This window comes from Streptomyces sp. NPDC028298, from assembly GCF_055565895.1.
The window spans coordinates 1542441-1557213 of the sequence record NZ_JBVHTL010000001.1; the positions used below are offsets into that span (position 1 = coordinate 1542441).

12 protein-coding genes and 1 pseudogene are annotated in these 14773 nt (G+C 72.1%); 6 read left to right on the plus strand and 7 right to left on the minus strand.

Annotated features, from left to right (window positions below; all coding sequences use genetic code 11):
• Window positions 1-4: 4 nt before the first annotated feature.
• The 5 genes from ACZ4TO_RS06760 to ACZ4TO_RS06780 are packed head-to-tail and all read left to right on the plus strand — an operon-like array spanning window position 5 to window position 5366.
• The gene (locus ACZ4TO_RS06760; protein WP_468023606.1) at window positions 5-1303 is read left to right on the plus strand and encodes a hypothetical protein; all 1299 of its coding nucleotides are present in this window, start codon (window positions 5-7) and stop codon (window positions 1301-1303) included.
• The gene (locus ACZ4TO_RS06765; RefSeq protein WP_382788414.1) at window positions 1300-2247 is read left to right on the plus strand and encodes a glycosyltransferase family 2 protein; all 948 of its coding nucleotides are present in this window, start codon (window positions 1300-1302) and stop codon (window positions 2245-2247) included. Before ACZ4TO_RS06760 ends, ACZ4TO_RS06765 begins: the two co-directional genes overlap by 4 nt.
• A complete protein-coding gene (locus ACZ4TO_RS06770; RefSeq protein WP_468023607.1) occupies window positions 2244-3476 on the plus strand; it encodes a polysaccharide pyruvyl transferase family protein in 1233 nt (410 codons plus the stop codon). The genes ACZ4TO_RS06765 and ACZ4TO_RS06770 overlap by 4 nt, the downstream gene beginning before the upstream one ends.
• Complete coding sequence (gene rfbC, locus ACZ4TO_RS06775; RefSeq protein ID WP_382788418.1) at window positions 3473-4024, plus strand: dTDP-4-dehydrorhamnose 3,5-epimerase; 552 nt, start codon at window positions 3473-3475, stop codon at window positions 4022-4024. Before ACZ4TO_RS06770 ends, rfbC begins: the two co-directional genes overlap by 4 nt.
• Before the next feature lie 7 nt (window positions 4025-4031).
• Window positions 4032-5366, plus strand: coding sequence for a glutamate-1-semialdehyde 2,1-aminomutase (locus tag ACZ4TO_RS06780; protein WP_382788420.1), 1335 nt, complete (start codon window positions 4032-4034; stop codon window positions 5364-5366).
• 289 nt (window positions 5367-5655) lie between these two features.
• On the opposite strand, the pseudogene ACZ4TO_RS06785 reads toward ACZ4TO_RS06780, so the two are convergent.
• From ACZ4TO_RS06785 to ACZ4TO_RS06795, 3 genes and pseudogenes are all read right to left on the minus strand, one after another.
• Window positions 5656-6312: pseudogene (locus ACZ4TO_RS06785) on the minus strand (phosphatase PAP2 family protein); the annotation flags it as partial.
• Between the two features lie 118 nt (window positions 6313-6430).
• Complete coding sequence (locus ACZ4TO_RS06790) at window positions 6431-8743, minus strand: FdhF/YdeP family oxidoreductase (RefSeq protein ID WP_468023608.1); 2313 nt, start codon at window positions 8741-8743, stop codon at window positions 6431-6433.
• 13 nt (window positions 8744-8756) lie between these two features.
• A complete protein-coding gene (locus ACZ4TO_RS06795) occupies window positions 8757-8834 on the minus strand; it encodes a 50S ribosomal protein bL37 (RefSeq protein WP_382788762.1) in 78 nt (25 codons plus the stop codon).
• A gap of 180 nt (window positions 8835-9014) precedes the next feature.
• Here ACZ4TO_RS06795 and ACZ4TO_RS06800 point away from each other — a divergent pair, with 180 nt between their 5' ends.
• The gene (locus tag ACZ4TO_RS06800; RefSeq protein WP_382788424.1) at window positions 9015-9479 is read left to right on the plus strand and encodes a GreA/GreB family elongation factor; all 465 of its coding nucleotides are present in this window, start codon (window positions 9015-9017) and stop codon (window positions 9477-9479) included.
• Window positions 9480-9584: 105 nt separating this feature from the next.
• Here ACZ4TO_RS06800 and ACZ4TO_RS06805 read toward each other — a convergent pair whose 3' ends face one another.
• From ACZ4TO_RS06805 to ACZ4TO_RS06820, 4 genes are all read right to left on the minus strand, one after another.
• A complete protein-coding gene (locus ACZ4TO_RS06805) occupies window positions 9585-9863 on the minus strand; it encodes a hypothetical protein (RefSeq protein WP_382788426.1) in 279 nt (92 codons plus the stop codon).
• Between the two features lie 103 nt (window positions 9864-9966).
• Complete coding sequence (locus ACZ4TO_RS06810) at window positions 9967-12534, minus strand: ATP-dependent Clp protease ATP-binding subunit (protein ID WP_468023609.1); 2568 nt, start codon at window positions 12532-12534, stop codon at window positions 9967-9969.
• Between the two features lie 236 nt (window positions 12535-12770).
• Complete coding sequence (locus ACZ4TO_RS06815; RefSeq protein WP_468023610.1) at window positions 12771-13667, minus strand: family 1 encapsulin nanocompartment shell protein; 897 nt, start codon at window positions 13665-13667, stop codon at window positions 12771-12773.
• Entirely contained in the window at window positions 13664-14734 is a 1071-nt protein-coding gene (locus tag ACZ4TO_RS06820; protein WP_468023611.1) for a Dyp-type peroxidase, read from the minus strand. Before ACZ4TO_RS06820 ends, ACZ4TO_RS06815 begins: the two co-directional genes overlap by 4 nt.
• Between the last annotated feature and the right edge of the window lie 39 nt (window positions 14735-14773).

The window sequence follows — 14773 nt, forward strand, 5'->3', positions numbered from 1 at the left end:
GCCGATGACCACCGAGGGGGAGAATCCGCCGACGACGGCGCCGCCGGCCGGGTCCGCCAAGCGGGCCCTCGTCGGCCGGCTGTCCTGGGGGCTGGCCGACCAGGCGGCCTCCAGCGTGAGCAACTTCGCGGTGGGCATCTACGTGGCCCGCTCGCTGGGGGTGACCGCGTTCGGCGTGTTCAGCCTCGCCTGGGTGACGTACGGCGTGGTGCTCAACGTCTCCCGCGGGCTGGCCACCGATCCGCTCACGGTCCGCTTCAGCGGCCCGCCCGGCGCCGCGTGGCGCGGGGCGGTGGGCCGGTCGACGGGCACCGCGCTCGGCGTCGGCGGCGTCCTCGGCGTGGTGTGCCTGGCGGCCGGTCTCGGCCTCGGCGGCCGGGTCGGGCCCGCGTTCGCCGCCCTCGGGGTCATGCTGCCGGGGCTGCTGCTCCAGGACGCCTGGCGGTACTCGTTCTTCGCCGCGGGCACCGGGCGGAAGGCGTTCTTCAACGACGTCGCCTGGGGTGTCGCGCTCGTCCCCGCCATGGTGGTGGCGGCCCATGTGGGCACCGTGGCCGCCTTCGTGTTCGCCTGGGGCGCGTCCGCCACGGTGGCGGCGGGGTACGGGTACGTCCAGTCCGGCATCCGGCCGCGCATGGCCGAGGCGCGCGGCTGGCTGCGCGAACAGCGCGATCTCGGCTACCGCTACCTGGTCGAGAACGTCAGCCTCAGCGGCGCGAGCCAGTTGCGGGCGTACGGGGTCGGCGTGATCGTCGGGGTCGGCGCGGTGGGCGCGGTGCGGGGCGCCGAGCTCCTGCTCGGCCCGTTCCTGGCCGTGCTCATGGGGCTCTCGCTCGTCACCGTCCCGGAGGCGGCACGGGTGCTGCGGCAGGCCCCGCACCAACTGGGCAGGTTCTGCCTGCTCCTGGGCGGGGGGCAGGCCGTCGGCGCGCTGCTCTGGGGCTCGGCGCTGCTGCTGGTGCCCGACCGGCTCGGCGAGATGGTGCTCGGCGACGTCTGGCACTCCGCCTCCCAGCTCATCATGCCGATCAGCCTCGGCGTCGCCGGCGCGGGCCTCGGCACCGGCGCGGCCGCCGGGCTGCGCGCACTCGGCGCGGCCCGGCGCAGCCTGCGCTGCCAGTTGTTCGCCTCCGTCTGCTACGTCGGCGGCGGACTCGGCGGCGCGGCCGCCGGCGGCGCGGTCGGCTCGGCCTGGGGCGTCGCCGCCGCGACCGTCAGCGGCTCGGCCGTGTGGTGGCTGCAACTGCGCTCCGCCCTGCGCGAGCGCGCTCAAGAACCGATCCGCGAAGTGAGGACGTCATGACCGCGCAACCCAGGCTGAGCATCGGCCTGCCCGTGTACAACGGCGAGGAGTACCTGGCCGAGTCGCTCGACGCCCTGCTCGGCCAGACCTACGAGGACTTCGAGCTGGTCATCTCCGACAACGCCTCGGCCGACGGCACCGAGGACATCTGCCGCCGGTACGCCGCGAAGGACTCGCGCATCCGGTACATCCGGCTGCCCCGGAACATCGGCGCGACACCGAACCACAACCATGTGCTCGCCGAGTCCCGCGGCGAACTGTTCAAGTGGGCCTCGCACGACGACCTGTACGGCCGGGACCTGCTGCGGCTGTGCGTGGAGGCGCTGGACGAGCGGCCCGAGATGATCCTCGCGCACACCGGCCAGGCGGTCATCGACGGCGACGGCAAGGTGAAGGTCCCCTACGACTACACGCTCGCCACCGACTCGCCGAGCGCGCCGGAGCGCTTCCGCAGTCTGCTGTTCGAGCCCGGCGGCGACGACTTCTACGGCGTCATGCGGACCGACGTGCTGCGCCGGGTGAAGCCGATGGACAGCTACCACCACGCGGACCGCACCTACGTCGCCGAGATCACCCTGCACGGGCCCTTCTACCAGGTGCCCGAACTGCTGTACTTCCGGCGCGACCACCCCACCCGCGCCGAGCGGGCGAACCCCTCCAAGCGCTCCCGGTGCGTCAACCTGGACCCGCGCCGGGCCGGCCCGCTGCACCCGACGCCCCGGCTGCTCGCCGAGTACGTCTGGGGCTTCGTCTCGTCGATCCGGCGGGCGCCGCTGTCCCCGGCCGACCGGCGCGCCTGCCGCCGTCACCTGGCCGCGTGGATGACCAGCCGGGTCCGGCCGGGCGCCGGCGAGCGGGTCGAGGACCGCGCCCCGGTCGACCCGGACCGGCTCACCGTCTCCGTCGACGCCCTGGTCGCCGGCCGTGAGGGGAGGCGGGCATGAGCGCCGCGGACGGAACTCCGGTGCGCGTCGGGGTGTTCGGCCTGCTCGGCTCCGGCAACCTCGGCAACGACGGGTCGCTGGAGGCCGTGCTCGGATACCTGGGGCGGCGGCACCCGGAGGCGGCCGTGGACGCGCTGTGCGGCGGGCCCGAGGCCGTCACCGCCCGGTTCGGGATCCCGGCGACGCGGCTGCACTGGTACCGCGGGGAGTACCGGACCGCGTCACGGGCCGGCGCGATCGTGGGCAAGGGTCTGGGCAAATTCGTCGACGTCTTCCGCACCGCCGCCTGGGTGCGCCGGCACGACGTGGTGATCGTCCCGGGCATGGGCGTCCTGGAGGCCACGCTGCCGCTGCGGCCGTGGGGCTTCCCGTACTCGCTGTTCCTGCTCTGCGCGAGCGGCCGGCTGCTGCGCACCCGGGTCGCGCTGGTCAGCGTCGGGGCCGCCGAGATCCGCAACCGGCCGACCCGGGCCCTGGTGCGCTGGTCGGGGCGGCTGGCCGCGTACCGGTCCTACCGCGACGACCAGTCCCGGGCCGCGATGCGGGCGATGGGTGTGAACACCGCGCGCGACAAGGTCTACCCGGACCTGGCGTTCTCGCTGCCCGCGCCGCGTGCGGGCGAGCCCTCGGGCGCACCGGGCCCGGTCTGCGTCGGTGTCATGGACTTCCACGGCGGCAACGACGACCGTGCCCGGGCCGAGGAGATCCACGGGCGCTACCTCGACGGGACGATCCGGTTCGTGCGCACGCTGGCCGAGGAGGGCAGACCGGTCCGGCTGCTCACCGGCGACACCTGCGACACGTCGGTGGTCACGGCGATCCTCGACGCCGTGGACTCGCCCCTGGTCACCGCCGCCGAACCGGCGTCGCTGGCCGACCTGATGAACGAGATGGCCGCCGCCGACACCGTGGTGGCGGTCCGGTACCACAACCTGATCTGCGCGCTGAAGACCGGGACACCGGCGCTCGCGCTCAGTTACGCGGCGAAGAGCGACGCGCTCATGGAGCGGATGGGTCTCGGCGCCTACTGCCACCCGGCGCGCGAGGTCGACGCCGACCGGCTGCTCGAACAGTTCCGGGCGCTGGAGAAGGGATCGGCGGAACTGCGCCGGACCCTCGCCGAGCGCAACGAGGCCGCCGCCCGGCAACTGGAGGACCAGTTCGACGAGTTGACCGCGACCCTGTTCCCGGCGACCGACCACGCCCACGCACAGCGGGAGACCCGATGAAAGCGACCGACGTACCGGCGATCTCCGGCGCGTACCTGTTCGAGCCGACTCCGTTCGCCGACGAACGCGGCTTCTTCTGCCGCACCTTCGACGCGGACGTGGTCCGCTCGGTGGGCCTGGACCCGGACTCCTTCATCCAGGACAGCGTGTCCCGTTCGGTCCGGGGCGTGCTGCGCGGACTGCACCTGCGCTCCGGCGCGGGCGAGGCCAAGCTCGTGCGGTGCTCGTACGGGAGGATCTTCGACGTCGTCGTGGATCTGCGCCCGCACTCGCCGACCTACCGCAACGTGGCGACCTTCGAGCTGTCCGGCGAGACGCAGAAGACCCTGTACATCCCGGCGGGGTGCGCGCACGGCTTCCAGGCCCTGACCGAGACCGCCGACACCTCCTACCGGATCGACCGTCCCCACGATCCCGCCGAGGACGTGACGATCGCCTTCGACGACCCGGAGCTCGCCATCGCCTGGCCGCTGCCGGTCACTTCGATGTCCCAGAGGGACCGGGAGGCGCCGAGCCTCGCCAAGGTCCTGCAGCACCAAGAAAGTTGAGGCCGGCGTGCCAACCGAAGACACCCAAGAACTCCTCCTGCCCCGCTCGCGGACCGCGAACGAACGGCTGCACGCCATGATTCCCGGGGGCGCGCACACCTACGCCAAGGGCGACGACCAGTACCCCGACAACGTGGCCCCGGTCATCAGCCACGGCAGCGGTGCCCACGTGTGGGACGTCGACGGGAACCGCTACATCGAGTACGGCTCCGGTCTGCGCTCGGTCAGCCTCGGTCACGCGCACCCGCGTGTGACCGAGGCGGCCCGCCGCGAACTCGACCGCGGCAGCAACTTCGTGCGGCCGTCCATCCTGGAGGTCCAGGCCGCGGAACGCTTCCTGGCCACGGTGCCGACCGCCGAGATGGTGAAGTTCGCGAAGAACGGCTCCGACGCGACCACCGCGGCGGTGCGGCTGGCCCGCGCCGCCACCGGGCGTCCGCGGGTGGCGATCTGCGCCGACCATCCGTTCTTCTCGGTCGACGACTGGTTCATCGGCACCACGCCGATGTCCGCCGGCATCCCGGCGGAGACCAACGAGCTCACCGTGACCTTCCCCTACGGCGACCTGGCCGCCACGGAGGAGATGCTCACCCGGTACGAGGGCGAGGTCGCCTGCCTGATCCTCGAACCCGCCGCCCAGACCGAGCCCCCGCCCGGCTATCTCGCCGGGCTGCGCGAGCTGGCCGACCGGTACGGCTGTGTCCTGGTCTTCGACGAGATGATCACGGGCTTCCGCTGGTCGGAGGCGGGCGCCCAGGGCCTGTACGGCGTCGTCCCGGACCTCTCGACGTTCGGCAAGGCCCTGGGCAACGGGTTCGCCGTCTCCGCGCTGGCCGGGCGCCGTGAGCTGATGGAGCTGGGCGGGCTGCGTCACTCGGGCGAGCGGGTGTTCCTGCTGTCCACCACGCACGGCGCCGAGACGCACTCGCTGGCGGCCGCGATGGCCGTCCAGACCGTCTACACGGAGGAGGGCGTCACCGCGCGGCTGCACGCCCTCGGCGAGCGGCTGGCCGCCGGTGTCCGCGAGGCCGCCGCCAGCATGGGCGTCGGCGACCATCTCGTCGTCCGGGGCCGGGCCAGCAACCTGGTCTTCGCCACGCTCGACGAGAACGGGCAGCCCTCGCAGGAGTACCGCACCCTGTTCCTGCGGCGGCTCCTCGCGGGCGGGGTCCTGGCTCCGTCGTTCGTGGTGAGCAGCGCGCTGGAGGACGCCGACATCGATCGTACGGTCGACGTGGTGGCCCAGGCGTGCGCGGTGTACCGCAAGGCACTCGACGCCGCCGATCCCACCCCCTGGCTCGCCGGTCGCCCGGTGAAGCCCGTGTTCCGCCGTCTGGCGTGACATGAGGTGAGGTGACATGGCGTCAGCGCACCTCCCGGCGGCCGGTGTCGGCCGGGTGACCGGCCGTCCGTCCCGCGATCCGGCCGGTCCGCGCGCCGGTTGACCGGCCGGCTCTCCGTTCCGTGGTGCGGTCGGCCGTCCGGTGCGCCGTGTGGCCGGAGTTCCGGTCCGCCGTGCGGCCGGCTCTCGGGTCCTCCATGCGGTCGGCAGGCGGCAGGTTCGCGGGGCGGCCGGCCGGCGGCCGTCGCGTCGTCCCGTCGCTCCGGCGGTCCACCGTCCGGCCGACCGCCCGGCCGGTCATGCGGTCGGCCGTCCGGTCGACCAGCCACGCGGCCGCCGGCACCACCGCGAGCGCGGTGCACCAGCCGCCGAGGGCGTCGGTCGGGTAGTGCGCGCCGAGGGCGACCTGGGCCCAGCCCATGGCGGTACCGGCGGTCAGCGCGGCGCCGAGCACGAGTGCGGTGCCGGCGGTCCTGCCGAGGCCGAGCCGGCCGGTCGCGGTCAGGGCCACCGCGAGGGCGAGGGCGGTGGCGAAGGCGGTGTGCCCGCTCGGGTAGGACAGGTTCCCGTCGCCGTGAATGGTGCGTCCCACCAGGGACTTGAGCAGCGTCGCCGTGACCACGGCCGCTGCGGCGCCGGCGGCGACGAGCGCCGCCGCGCGGGGGCGCCGGAGGAGCAGGCAGCCGGCCATGAGGATCACGACCAGGGCCGTCGCCCCCGCGGGCTCCCCCAGGAAGTCCAGCGCCAGGGCGACCCGTCGCCACGGTGAGCCCACGTCGTAGGCCGCCGTCCCGATCCGCTCGTCCACCGGTCCCGGCTCGCTGTCGCCGGCGTACCGGACCCCGAGCGCGAGGACCGTCGACGCGGCGAGGACCGCGATCAGCCCGAGCCGTAATCGGAGCGCCGGGGGCACCACGGCGACTTCCGCGTGACGCCAACTCCCCACCGACGAACCCCCGTTGTGTCCGAGTCGGCCCGTACGCGAGCCTTTGTCACCCTAACCAACAACGCGGGCGCGGCGCATCGGCGCCCGGGTAAGGAGCGAGTCAACACTTGGCGAAGTCTCAACCGGACGGAGCGATGGTGACCTTGACGTGTTTCATCAAGGGCTGGTCGCTCTGGAGGCTGTAGTCGCCGATCGCGCAGAGGACGTTCATCTCGGGCATGTAGCCCGCCGCGCAGCCGCGGGGGATGTCGTAGGGGATGGCCAGGTAGCCGTCGAGACTGCGGTGGCTGCCGTCCTTGGCGGTGCTGACGATCTCGACCGGGGTGAACTCGGAGATGCCGCGTTCGCGCATGTCGTCCTCGTTCATGAAGACCAGCGTGCGCAGGTTCTTGACGCCCCGGTAGCGGTCGTTGTCCGAGTAGATGGTGGTGTTCCACTGGTCGTGGGACCGCATGGTGCCGAGGGCCAGGGTGCCGGGTTCGGGGATCACGTCGGGCAGCGGGGCCGCGGAGAACTCGGCCAGGCCCGAAGGAGTGAGGAAGACCAGTTCGCGGGCGGGCTGTTTGATCCGGAACCCGAGCGGCAGGCGGACCCGCCGGTTGCAGTCCTCGAACCCGTCCAGGACCCGGGCCATCGTGTCGCGGATGCGGTCGTAGTCCTCGATGTACCACTCCCACGGGGTCCCGCTGTCCGGGAGGGCGGCACGCGCGATGCCCGCGATGATCGCGGGTTCGGACAGCAGCTCCTTCGAGGCGGGGCGCTTCATGCCGATGGACAGGTGGACCATGCTCATCGAGTCCTCGACCGAGGTGCTCTGGACGCCGCCGCGCTGGTGGTCCTTCTCGGTCCGGCCCAGGCAGGGGAGGATCAGCGCCCGGCGGCCGTGCACGAGGTGGCTGCGGTTGAGCTTGGTGCTCACCTGGACCGTGAGGTCGCAGTTGCGCAGGGCCGCGTAGGTGTAGGGGGTGTCGGGCGCGGCGAGGGCGAAGTTGCCGCCCATGCCGACGAACACCTTCACGTCGCCGCGGTGCATGGCCCGGATGGTGGCCACGGTGTCCATGCCGTGCTCGCGGGGCGGGTCGATCCCGCAGACCTCGCCGAGCCGGTCCAGGAACTCCTCGGCCGGCCGGTGGTCGATGCCGCACGTCCGGTTGCCCTGGACGTTGCTGTGCCCGCGCACCGGTGAGGGACCGGCGCCCTCACGGCCCAGATTGCCGCGCAGCAGAAGGAGGTTGACGATCTCCCGTACGGTGTCGACGCCGTGTTCGTGCTGGGTGACGCCGAGGCACCAGCTGATGATGGAGCGGTCGGCGTCGCGGTACACGCGGGCCGCCTTGAGGATGCCGTCCCGGCCGACCCCGGACTGCCGCTCGATGGCGTCCCAGGTGGTGGCCTCGCACACCGCGCGGTACTTGTCGAAGTACGCCGTGTGCCGGTCGATGAACTCCTGGTCCAGGGCCTTGGGGTCCGTCGCGGACTGTTCCAGGATCGCCTTCGCCATCCCCCGTACGAGCGCCATGTCGCCGCCGATGCGCGGCTGGAGGTTCAGGGTGCTGGTCCGGGTGGACTTGAGGACGGCCATGTCCGTGAAGTCGTGCGGGACGATGGTCCGGGTGGCGGCGGCCTCGACCAGGGGGTTGATGTGCACGATCTGGGCGCCGCGGTGGTAGGCCTCGGCCAGGGCGGTGAGCATCCTGGGCGCGTTGGAGGCGGCGTTGACACCCATGATGAACAGGGCGTCGGTGGTCTCCCAGTCCTTGAGGTCGGCGGTCCCCTTGCCGGTGCCGAGCGATGCCGTCAGCGCCCGCCCGCTGGCCTCGTGGCACATGTTCGAGCAGTCGGGCAGGTTGTTGGTGCCCAGTTCGCGGGCCAGGAGCTGGTAGAGGAACGTGGCCTCGTTGCCCAGGCGTCCCGAGGTGTAGAAGGAGGCCTGGCCGGGGTCGTCGAGTTCGCGCAGCGCGCACCCGGCGAGTTCGAACGCGTCGCGCCAGGCGATCGGCACGTAGTGGTCCGACTCCGGGTCGTAGACCGTCGGTTCGGTCAGCCGGCCCTGGTCCTCCAGGTCGTAGTCGCTCCAGCCGGACAGCTCGGTCACCGAGTGCGCGGCGAAGAAGTCGCGGCCGACCCGCTTGCCGGTCATCTCCCAGGTGACGTGTTTGATGCCGTTCTCGCAGATGTCCAGGTGCAGGCCCTTGGTGTCGTCGGGCCACGCGCATCCCGGGCAGTCGAAGCCCGTGTTCTCGTGGTTCATGCGCATGATCGCGCGGGGGCCGTCCACCAGCGCGCGTTCCCGCACGAGGAACTGGCTCACGCTCTTGGCCGCACCCCAGCCGGCGGCCGGGTGGTGGTACGGATGGAATTCCGGTTCGCCCTGCGGGTCGGGCCCGACGTGGGGCACCCGGCCGTCCTGTCCGTTCTGGGATGCGTTCAAGAGTCTCACCGAGCTAGCACTGGGGTCGTTTTCCGTGGTTCGCGGCGTGCTTGCGGCGGCTCTTCTTCTTCCGGCGGCGCTTCGAGGACATGGGACCTCCCTGGCTCACTCGTGACGCACGCGCAGGACAGCGCGAAGCGTCCTGGACTCCGGTGACCCACGATTCCATACATCACATACCCCCGCGATCCGACTCGTGAGTGCACAAACCGGCGTGGATATGCTGATATCACTCCCATTCGACTCAGACTGCGCACACCGAGGAGCAGGCATGGCCAGCGAACCGGCACCGATCAGCGAGGCCGCCCGGCAGGCACTGGAGCAGGAACTCGCCGACCTGCGCACCGAACGCTCGACGGTCGCGGCGACCCTCCAGGACTCGGACGCGGAGGTGGGCGACCACGCCGACGCGGCCGACGAGTTGCAGCGCGCGGACGACCTGCGGCGCCTGGACGACCGGATCTCGCAGATCACCACACGGCTCGCCGGGGCGGACGTGGCGGGTCCCCCGCCCACGGACACGGTCGGCGTGGGCAGTACGGTCACCGTCCGGTTCGCGGACGGCACGACGGACACCGTCCAGATCGGCGAGGGCGCCGCGGTGCTGGACCGCACGCTCGTCACGGCCGACAGTCCGCTCGGACGCGCGCTCCTCGGCCGGCGGGCGGGCGACACGGTGGACTTCCAGGCACCCGACGGACCGGGAAGCGCGGTCGTGGTCTCCCTGGGCGGGTAGATCGCCGCGTCGTGCGGCGGACGGCGGGGCAGCGGCCGACCGGAGGATCCGCGGTCCGGAGTCCCCCGGTGCGTTCGTGCCCCGCGATGGGTTCGGTCCCCGGGTTCAGTCCCCGTAACTGGAGGGCGGATAGGGGGCCCGGTCCCGCCGGGTGACATCGCCCGTCGGGATCCGGCCGGAGCCCACCTCCAGGTCGATCTCCACGCGCTCGCGCCGGTAGGCGGCCTCGGGATCGTCCATGGGCCCGGCGAGCAGCCCCGCTTCCCTCCGCTCGCGGACCGTCCGTGCGTAGAGCTCGTCGTCGTCGCACCGCAGGGGCATGCCCCTGTTGTGGGCGTGCTCCGGATCGCCTTCGACAGCCCGGTTGGACTTGTGGTGCGTCATGCGCAGCCTCCTCAAACGACTACCCGGCGTCTCGCGAGCCCGGGTACGTCCTCGGTGTGCAGGAGTCCTCCGTCCCGTCGTTCGTCGTACGTTCGTACGTCGGTCACTTCCCCCTGTCGCCGGCGGGCTCCGCGCTCCCCCGCCCCGCCTCCGCGCCGTCATCCGCGGGTCCGTCGTCCGGGGCGCCGGCCGCGGCGCCCTTGCGCACGACGCAGCGCACCGAGCCGTCCCGGTCCTCGGCGACGATCGTGTCGCCGGGTTCGGCCTCGCCGCCGAGCAGCAGCTCCGCGATGCCGTTGTCGAGCTCCGTCTGGATCGTGCGCCGGAGCGGGCGCGCGCCGAACTCCGGTTGATGACCATGGGCGATCAGCAGTTTCTTGGCCGCCTCGGTCACCTCCAGTTTCATGCCCTGCGCGTGCACCCGGCGTTCGCTCCGGCCGAGGAGGTGCTCGACGATCTGCGCCAGATCGTCCTCCTTCAGGCCGTGGAAGATGATGATGTCGTCGATGCGGTTCAGGAACTCCGGCAGGAACCGGGTCCGCAGCTCGTCCATCAACGCGTCCTTGAGATCGGACACATCGCCCTTGTGGTCCAGGATCCGGTGCGCCCCGATGTTGGACGTCATGATCACGACGCAGTGCCGGAAGTCGACGGTGCGCCCCTGACCGTCCGTCAGGCGCCCGTCGTCGAGGATCTGGAGCAGCGTGTTGAAGACGTCGGGGTGCGCCTTCTCCACCTCGTCGAACAGGACGACGCTGTACGGCTGTCTGCGGACCTTCTCGGTCAACTGCCCCGCCTCGTCGTAGCCGACGTATCCGGGCGGCGCGCCGACGAGACGGGCGACCGTGTGCTTCTCCTGGAACTCGCTCATGTCGAAGCGGACCATGCGGCTCTCGTCGCCGAACAACTGCTCGGCGAGGGTCTTGGCCAGCTCCGTCTTGCCGACGCCGGTGGGGCCGAGGAAGAGGAAGGAACCCACGGGGCGGTTCGGATCGCCCATGCCGGCCCGGTTGCGGCGTACCGCCTGCGAGACGGCGGTGACCGCCTCGTCCTGGCCGACGATCCGGGCGTGCATCTCCTCCTCCAGCTTCAGGAGCTTCTCCTTCTCGCTGGCGGTGAGTTGGGACACCGGGATGCCGGTGCGACGGGAGACGATGTCCGCGATGTCGCGGGCGGTCACGGACACGACACCGGCGCGCCGCTCCTCGATGCCCGCGAGCTCGCCCTCGGCCTCGGAGATCCGTCCCTTGAGCTGTCCCGCGCGCTCGAAGTCCTCGGCGGCCACGGCCTGATCGCGCTCGCGGCGCAGTTTCGCGATGCCGTCCTCGCGTTCGGCGACCTCGGTCGAACGGACGGCGCTGCGCAGCCGCACCCGGGCACCCGCCTGGTCCATCACGTCGATCGCCTTGTCGGGCAGGAACCGGTCGCTGATGTAGCGGTCGGACAGTTCCGCCGCGGCGGCCAGGGCGCCGTCGGCGAAGCGGACCTGGTGGTGCGCCTCGTACGCGTCGCGCAGCCCCTCCAGGATCTGCACGGTCTCCTCGACCGACGGCTCGGGCACCATCACCGGCTGGAAGCGGCGTTCGAGCGCGGCGTCCTTCTCGACGTACTTGCGGTACTCGTCGATGGTCGTCGCGCCCACCACGTGCAGTTCCCCACGGGCCAGGGCGGGTTTGAGCATGTTGCCCGCGTCCATGGAGCCCTCGCCCGTCGCGCCCGCGCCGACGACCGTGTGCAGTTCGTCGATGAAGAGAACGATCTCCCCGTCCGACGCCTGGACGTCCTCGATGACCTTCTTCAGCCGCTCCTCGAACTGTCCGCGGTACTGGGCTCCCGCCACCATGCCGGACAGGTCGAGGGAGACGACACGCTTGCCCTTGAGGGTGTCGGGGACGTCGCCGGAGACGATGCGCTGGGCGAGGCCTTCGACGATCGCGGTCTTGCCGACGCCCGGTTCGCCGATGAGCACCGGGTTGTTCTTGGAGCGCCGGGAGAGGATCTCGATGGTCTGCTCGATCTGCTCGGCGCGTCCGACGACCGGGTCCAGCTTGCCGGCCTTGGCCTCCTCGGTCAGGTCCCGTCCGAACTCGTCGAGGGTCGTGGCGGGCTTGTCGGGCTCGGCCGCGCGGTTTTCGGGACGGGCCGTGCGTTCCGTGAGACCGGCCAGTTTCTGCGCGTCCTGTCCGTCGGCGCGCAGCAGCCGGGCGGCGCCGGTGTCGGCGTCGCCGAGCAGCGCGGCGAGGATGTGCTCGGGGCCGATGTAGGACACACCGGCCGCCTGCGAGCGGGCGTACGCGGCGGCGAGGGTGCGCTTGGCCGCGGGGGTCAGACCCGGATCCGAGGACGGTTCGCTGCTCTCCCGGGGGAGGACCTCGGCGAGCTGGGCCGCGAGGGCGTCGGGGTCCACGTCCGCGCGGGCCAGCAGGGAGCGCGCGGGTTCGACCTTCGTGGCGGCCCAGAGCAGGTGCTCCGTGTCGAGGTCGGAGGTCCCGTCCTGCTGGGCGCGCTGTGCGGCCAGGTTCAGGAGTTCCTGTGAGGACTCCGTCAGCAGCCGTCCGATGGGGACGCGCTGCACGGCCGGTGGAGACGACGCGGGCGACATCCCGAAGAAGCGGTTCAGCAGTTCACCGAAGGGGTCGGACGAGCCGAAACCGTAGGACGACATCGACATGGACAGCTCCCGGTGCGGCAACGAGTTCTTTCCACCATTTCGCGGCGCCTATTGCTCCGCAACCGGAGCGGCCGTCGCCGCCGCACGTGCCCTGGCCTGCGTGTTCATCCCTGCGACGGCGGAACTCGACGGAGGGAAGGGGGTGTTGGCGAGCGCCGGAAAACCGGATCCGGCCGGGCCCGCGGACCGGCGCGCGTGCCCGCCCCGCCGGGGTGGCACGCGTGCGTCCGCCGGGTTCAGACCGCTCCCCTGCCGGGGTCGCCGTCCCCGTTCGTGTCCCCGCCCGTGGCGGTCGACGGGTCGAGTGCCACGACGGCCTCGTCCGTGTGGACGAGGAAGGTCAGGGTCTGGCGGAAGTACAGGTCGACGCCCGTGGCGTCGTGGGCGGTGTAGCCGATGGCGAGGTCCTCGCCGAGGCGCAGTTCGTAGTCGCCGCCCCGGGTGGTGAGCAGGAAGGCCCCCTCCACGGCGGGGGCCCAGATCAGCCGGCCGTCGAGCAGTCTGCCGAGGTGGGCGGCTACGGGATAACCGTGGTCGGAGGTCTCGCTGACCGCCGTGTAGGCCTCCGCGCCCAGCAGCAGCGCGTACGGGCCCTGCACGCCGGCCAGCCGGAGGGTGCTCAGGGCGTGGCTGACGGCGTCGGGGAAGTCGCGGGGCTCCGCGGGGAGACGGAGCACGGGGTTGGACGTCCGGGTGCGCAGGCCCTCGACGTGGGCCGCCGCGTATCCGTTGAAGACGGTCTGGTCCTCGGCGAACGCCATGGTCCGGGCGGCGTCCTTGACCGGCTGCCAGTCGGAGTCCTGGGCGCCCCGGTCCACGTCGTCCACGGCGTCGCGGCTCACCCGGAACGGCACGGTGAGCTCGACCAGGGGCTGAACCTGACGCAGCCGGGCCGCGACACCGGGTGACGGCCCGTCGATGCGGGACAGATGGCCGGTCCCGACGGCGGCGAGCACCGGCCCGTCGGGGCCCGTGACGTCCACGACGCGCCGGCCGGCGAGGTTGCGCCGGAAGGTGCGGCGCGCCTCGTCCTCGATCTCGTTCCACGCGGCGGGGGTGACGGGTGCGAGTTCGCGGTGCAGGTTGCCGGTGCCGGCGGCGCCGGGGGTGATGGCGTCGGGTGCGGTCGTCATGTGCGGACTCCTTTGAGGCTGCCGATCCCCAGTGAGCCGTTCGCGGGGGCGGGCTCGCCGTCCGCGGGGGTGGGGCCGGGGGCGGGCTCGCCGGTCACATCGTCGGGGTCCGCCGCGCCGCCGTCCTCCTCCCGCTCGCCGGGGGCGGCGGGGAGGTCGTCGAGAAAGCCGGCGGGCGGCACGTGGAAGAGGCAGCCGGTGATCGCGGTCGAGAAGTCGAGGATGCGGTCGTGCGCGGCCCGGGCGTCTCCGAGGAACATGTTGCGCAGCATCTGCTCGGTCACCTCGGGGGTGCGCGCGTAGCCGATGAAGAAGGTGCCGAACTCGCCCTCGCCCAGGGTGCCGAACGGCATGTTCTCCCGCACGATCTTGCGTTCGTCGCCGTTCTCGTCGGTGACGGTGTTGCGGGCGACGTGGGAGTCGGCCGGTTTGATCTCGTCGGGGAGTTCGGTGTTGGCAAGCTTCGTGCGCCCGATGACCCGTTCCTGTTCGTCCGACGGCAGCGCGTTCCAGGTCCGCAGGTCGTGCAGGTACTTCTGGACGATCACGTAACTGCCGCCCGCGAAGGCGGGATCCTCGTCGCCGACGACCACGGCGTCGACGGCCGCGGGGCCCTCGGGGTTCTCGCTGCCGTCGACGAAGCCGAGCAGGTCGCGCTCGTCGAAGTACTTGAACCCGTGGACCTCGTCGACCACCGTGGCCGCGCCCTCCAGCCGTTCCACGATGAGCCGGGCCAGTTCGAAGCAGAGGTCCTGGCGGCGGGCCCGGAGGTGGAAGAGGAGGTCTCCCGGCGTGGCCGGGGCCCGGTGGCGTCTGCCCGTCAACTCCACGAACGGGTGCAGCTCCCGGGGACGGGGACCGCTGAACAGCCGGTCCCAGACGGCCGATCCGATGCCGACGACACAGGCCAGTTCGTCGGCCGGGGCCCGGAAGGAGACGGAGCGGCGCAGTCCGGAGACGTCCTCCAGCAGACCGCGGACCGTGTCCTCGTGCCCCGGCGTGACGGTGACCACGAGGAACACCGTGGCCCTGGCCGGTCGGGAGATCACAGCCTGTGGCTCGGCCAAGAGTCGGCCTCCTCATGGGACGCGGAGGTGTCCGTCGCG

Bases quoted from the DNA above. Each gene is read 5' to 3' on its own strand.
- ACZ4TO_RS06760 (WP_468023606.1), top strand. From the start codon at position 5: ATGACCACCGAGGGGGAGAATCCGCCGACGACGGCGCCGCCGGCCGGG.
- ACZ4TO_RS06765 (WP_382788414.1), top strand. From the start codon at position 1,300: ATGACCGCGCAACCCAGGCTGAGCATCGGCCTGCCCGTGTACAACGGC.
- ACZ4TO_RS06770 (WP_468023607.1), top strand. From the start codon at position 2,244: ATGAGCGCCGCGGACGGAACTCCGGTGCGCGTCGGGGTGTTCGGCCTG.
- rfbC (WP_382788418.1), top strand. From the start codon at position 3,473: ATGAAAGCGACCGACGTACCGGCGATCTCCGGCGCGTACCTGTTCGAG.
- ACZ4TO_RS06795 (WP_382788762.1), bottom strand. From the start codon at position 8,834: ATGTCCTCGAAGCGCCGCCGGAAGAAGAAGAGCCGCCGCAAGCACGCC.
- ACZ4TO_RS06800 (WP_382788424.1), top strand. From the start codon at position 9,015: ATGGCCAGCGAACCGGCACCGATCAGCGAGGCCGCCCGGCAGGCACTG.
- ACZ4TO_RS06805 (WP_382788426.1), bottom strand. From the start codon at position 9,863: ATGACGCACCACAAGTCCAACCGGGCTGTCGAAGGCGATCCGGAGCAC.
- ACZ4TO_RS06810 (WP_468023609.1), bottom strand. From the start codon at position 12,534: ATGTCGATGTCGTCCTACGGTTTCGGCTCGTCCGACCCCTTCGGTGAA.
- ACZ4TO_RS06815 (WP_468023610.1), bottom strand. From the start codon at position 13,667: ATGACGACCGCACCCGACGCCATCACCCCCGGCGCCGCCGGCACCGGC.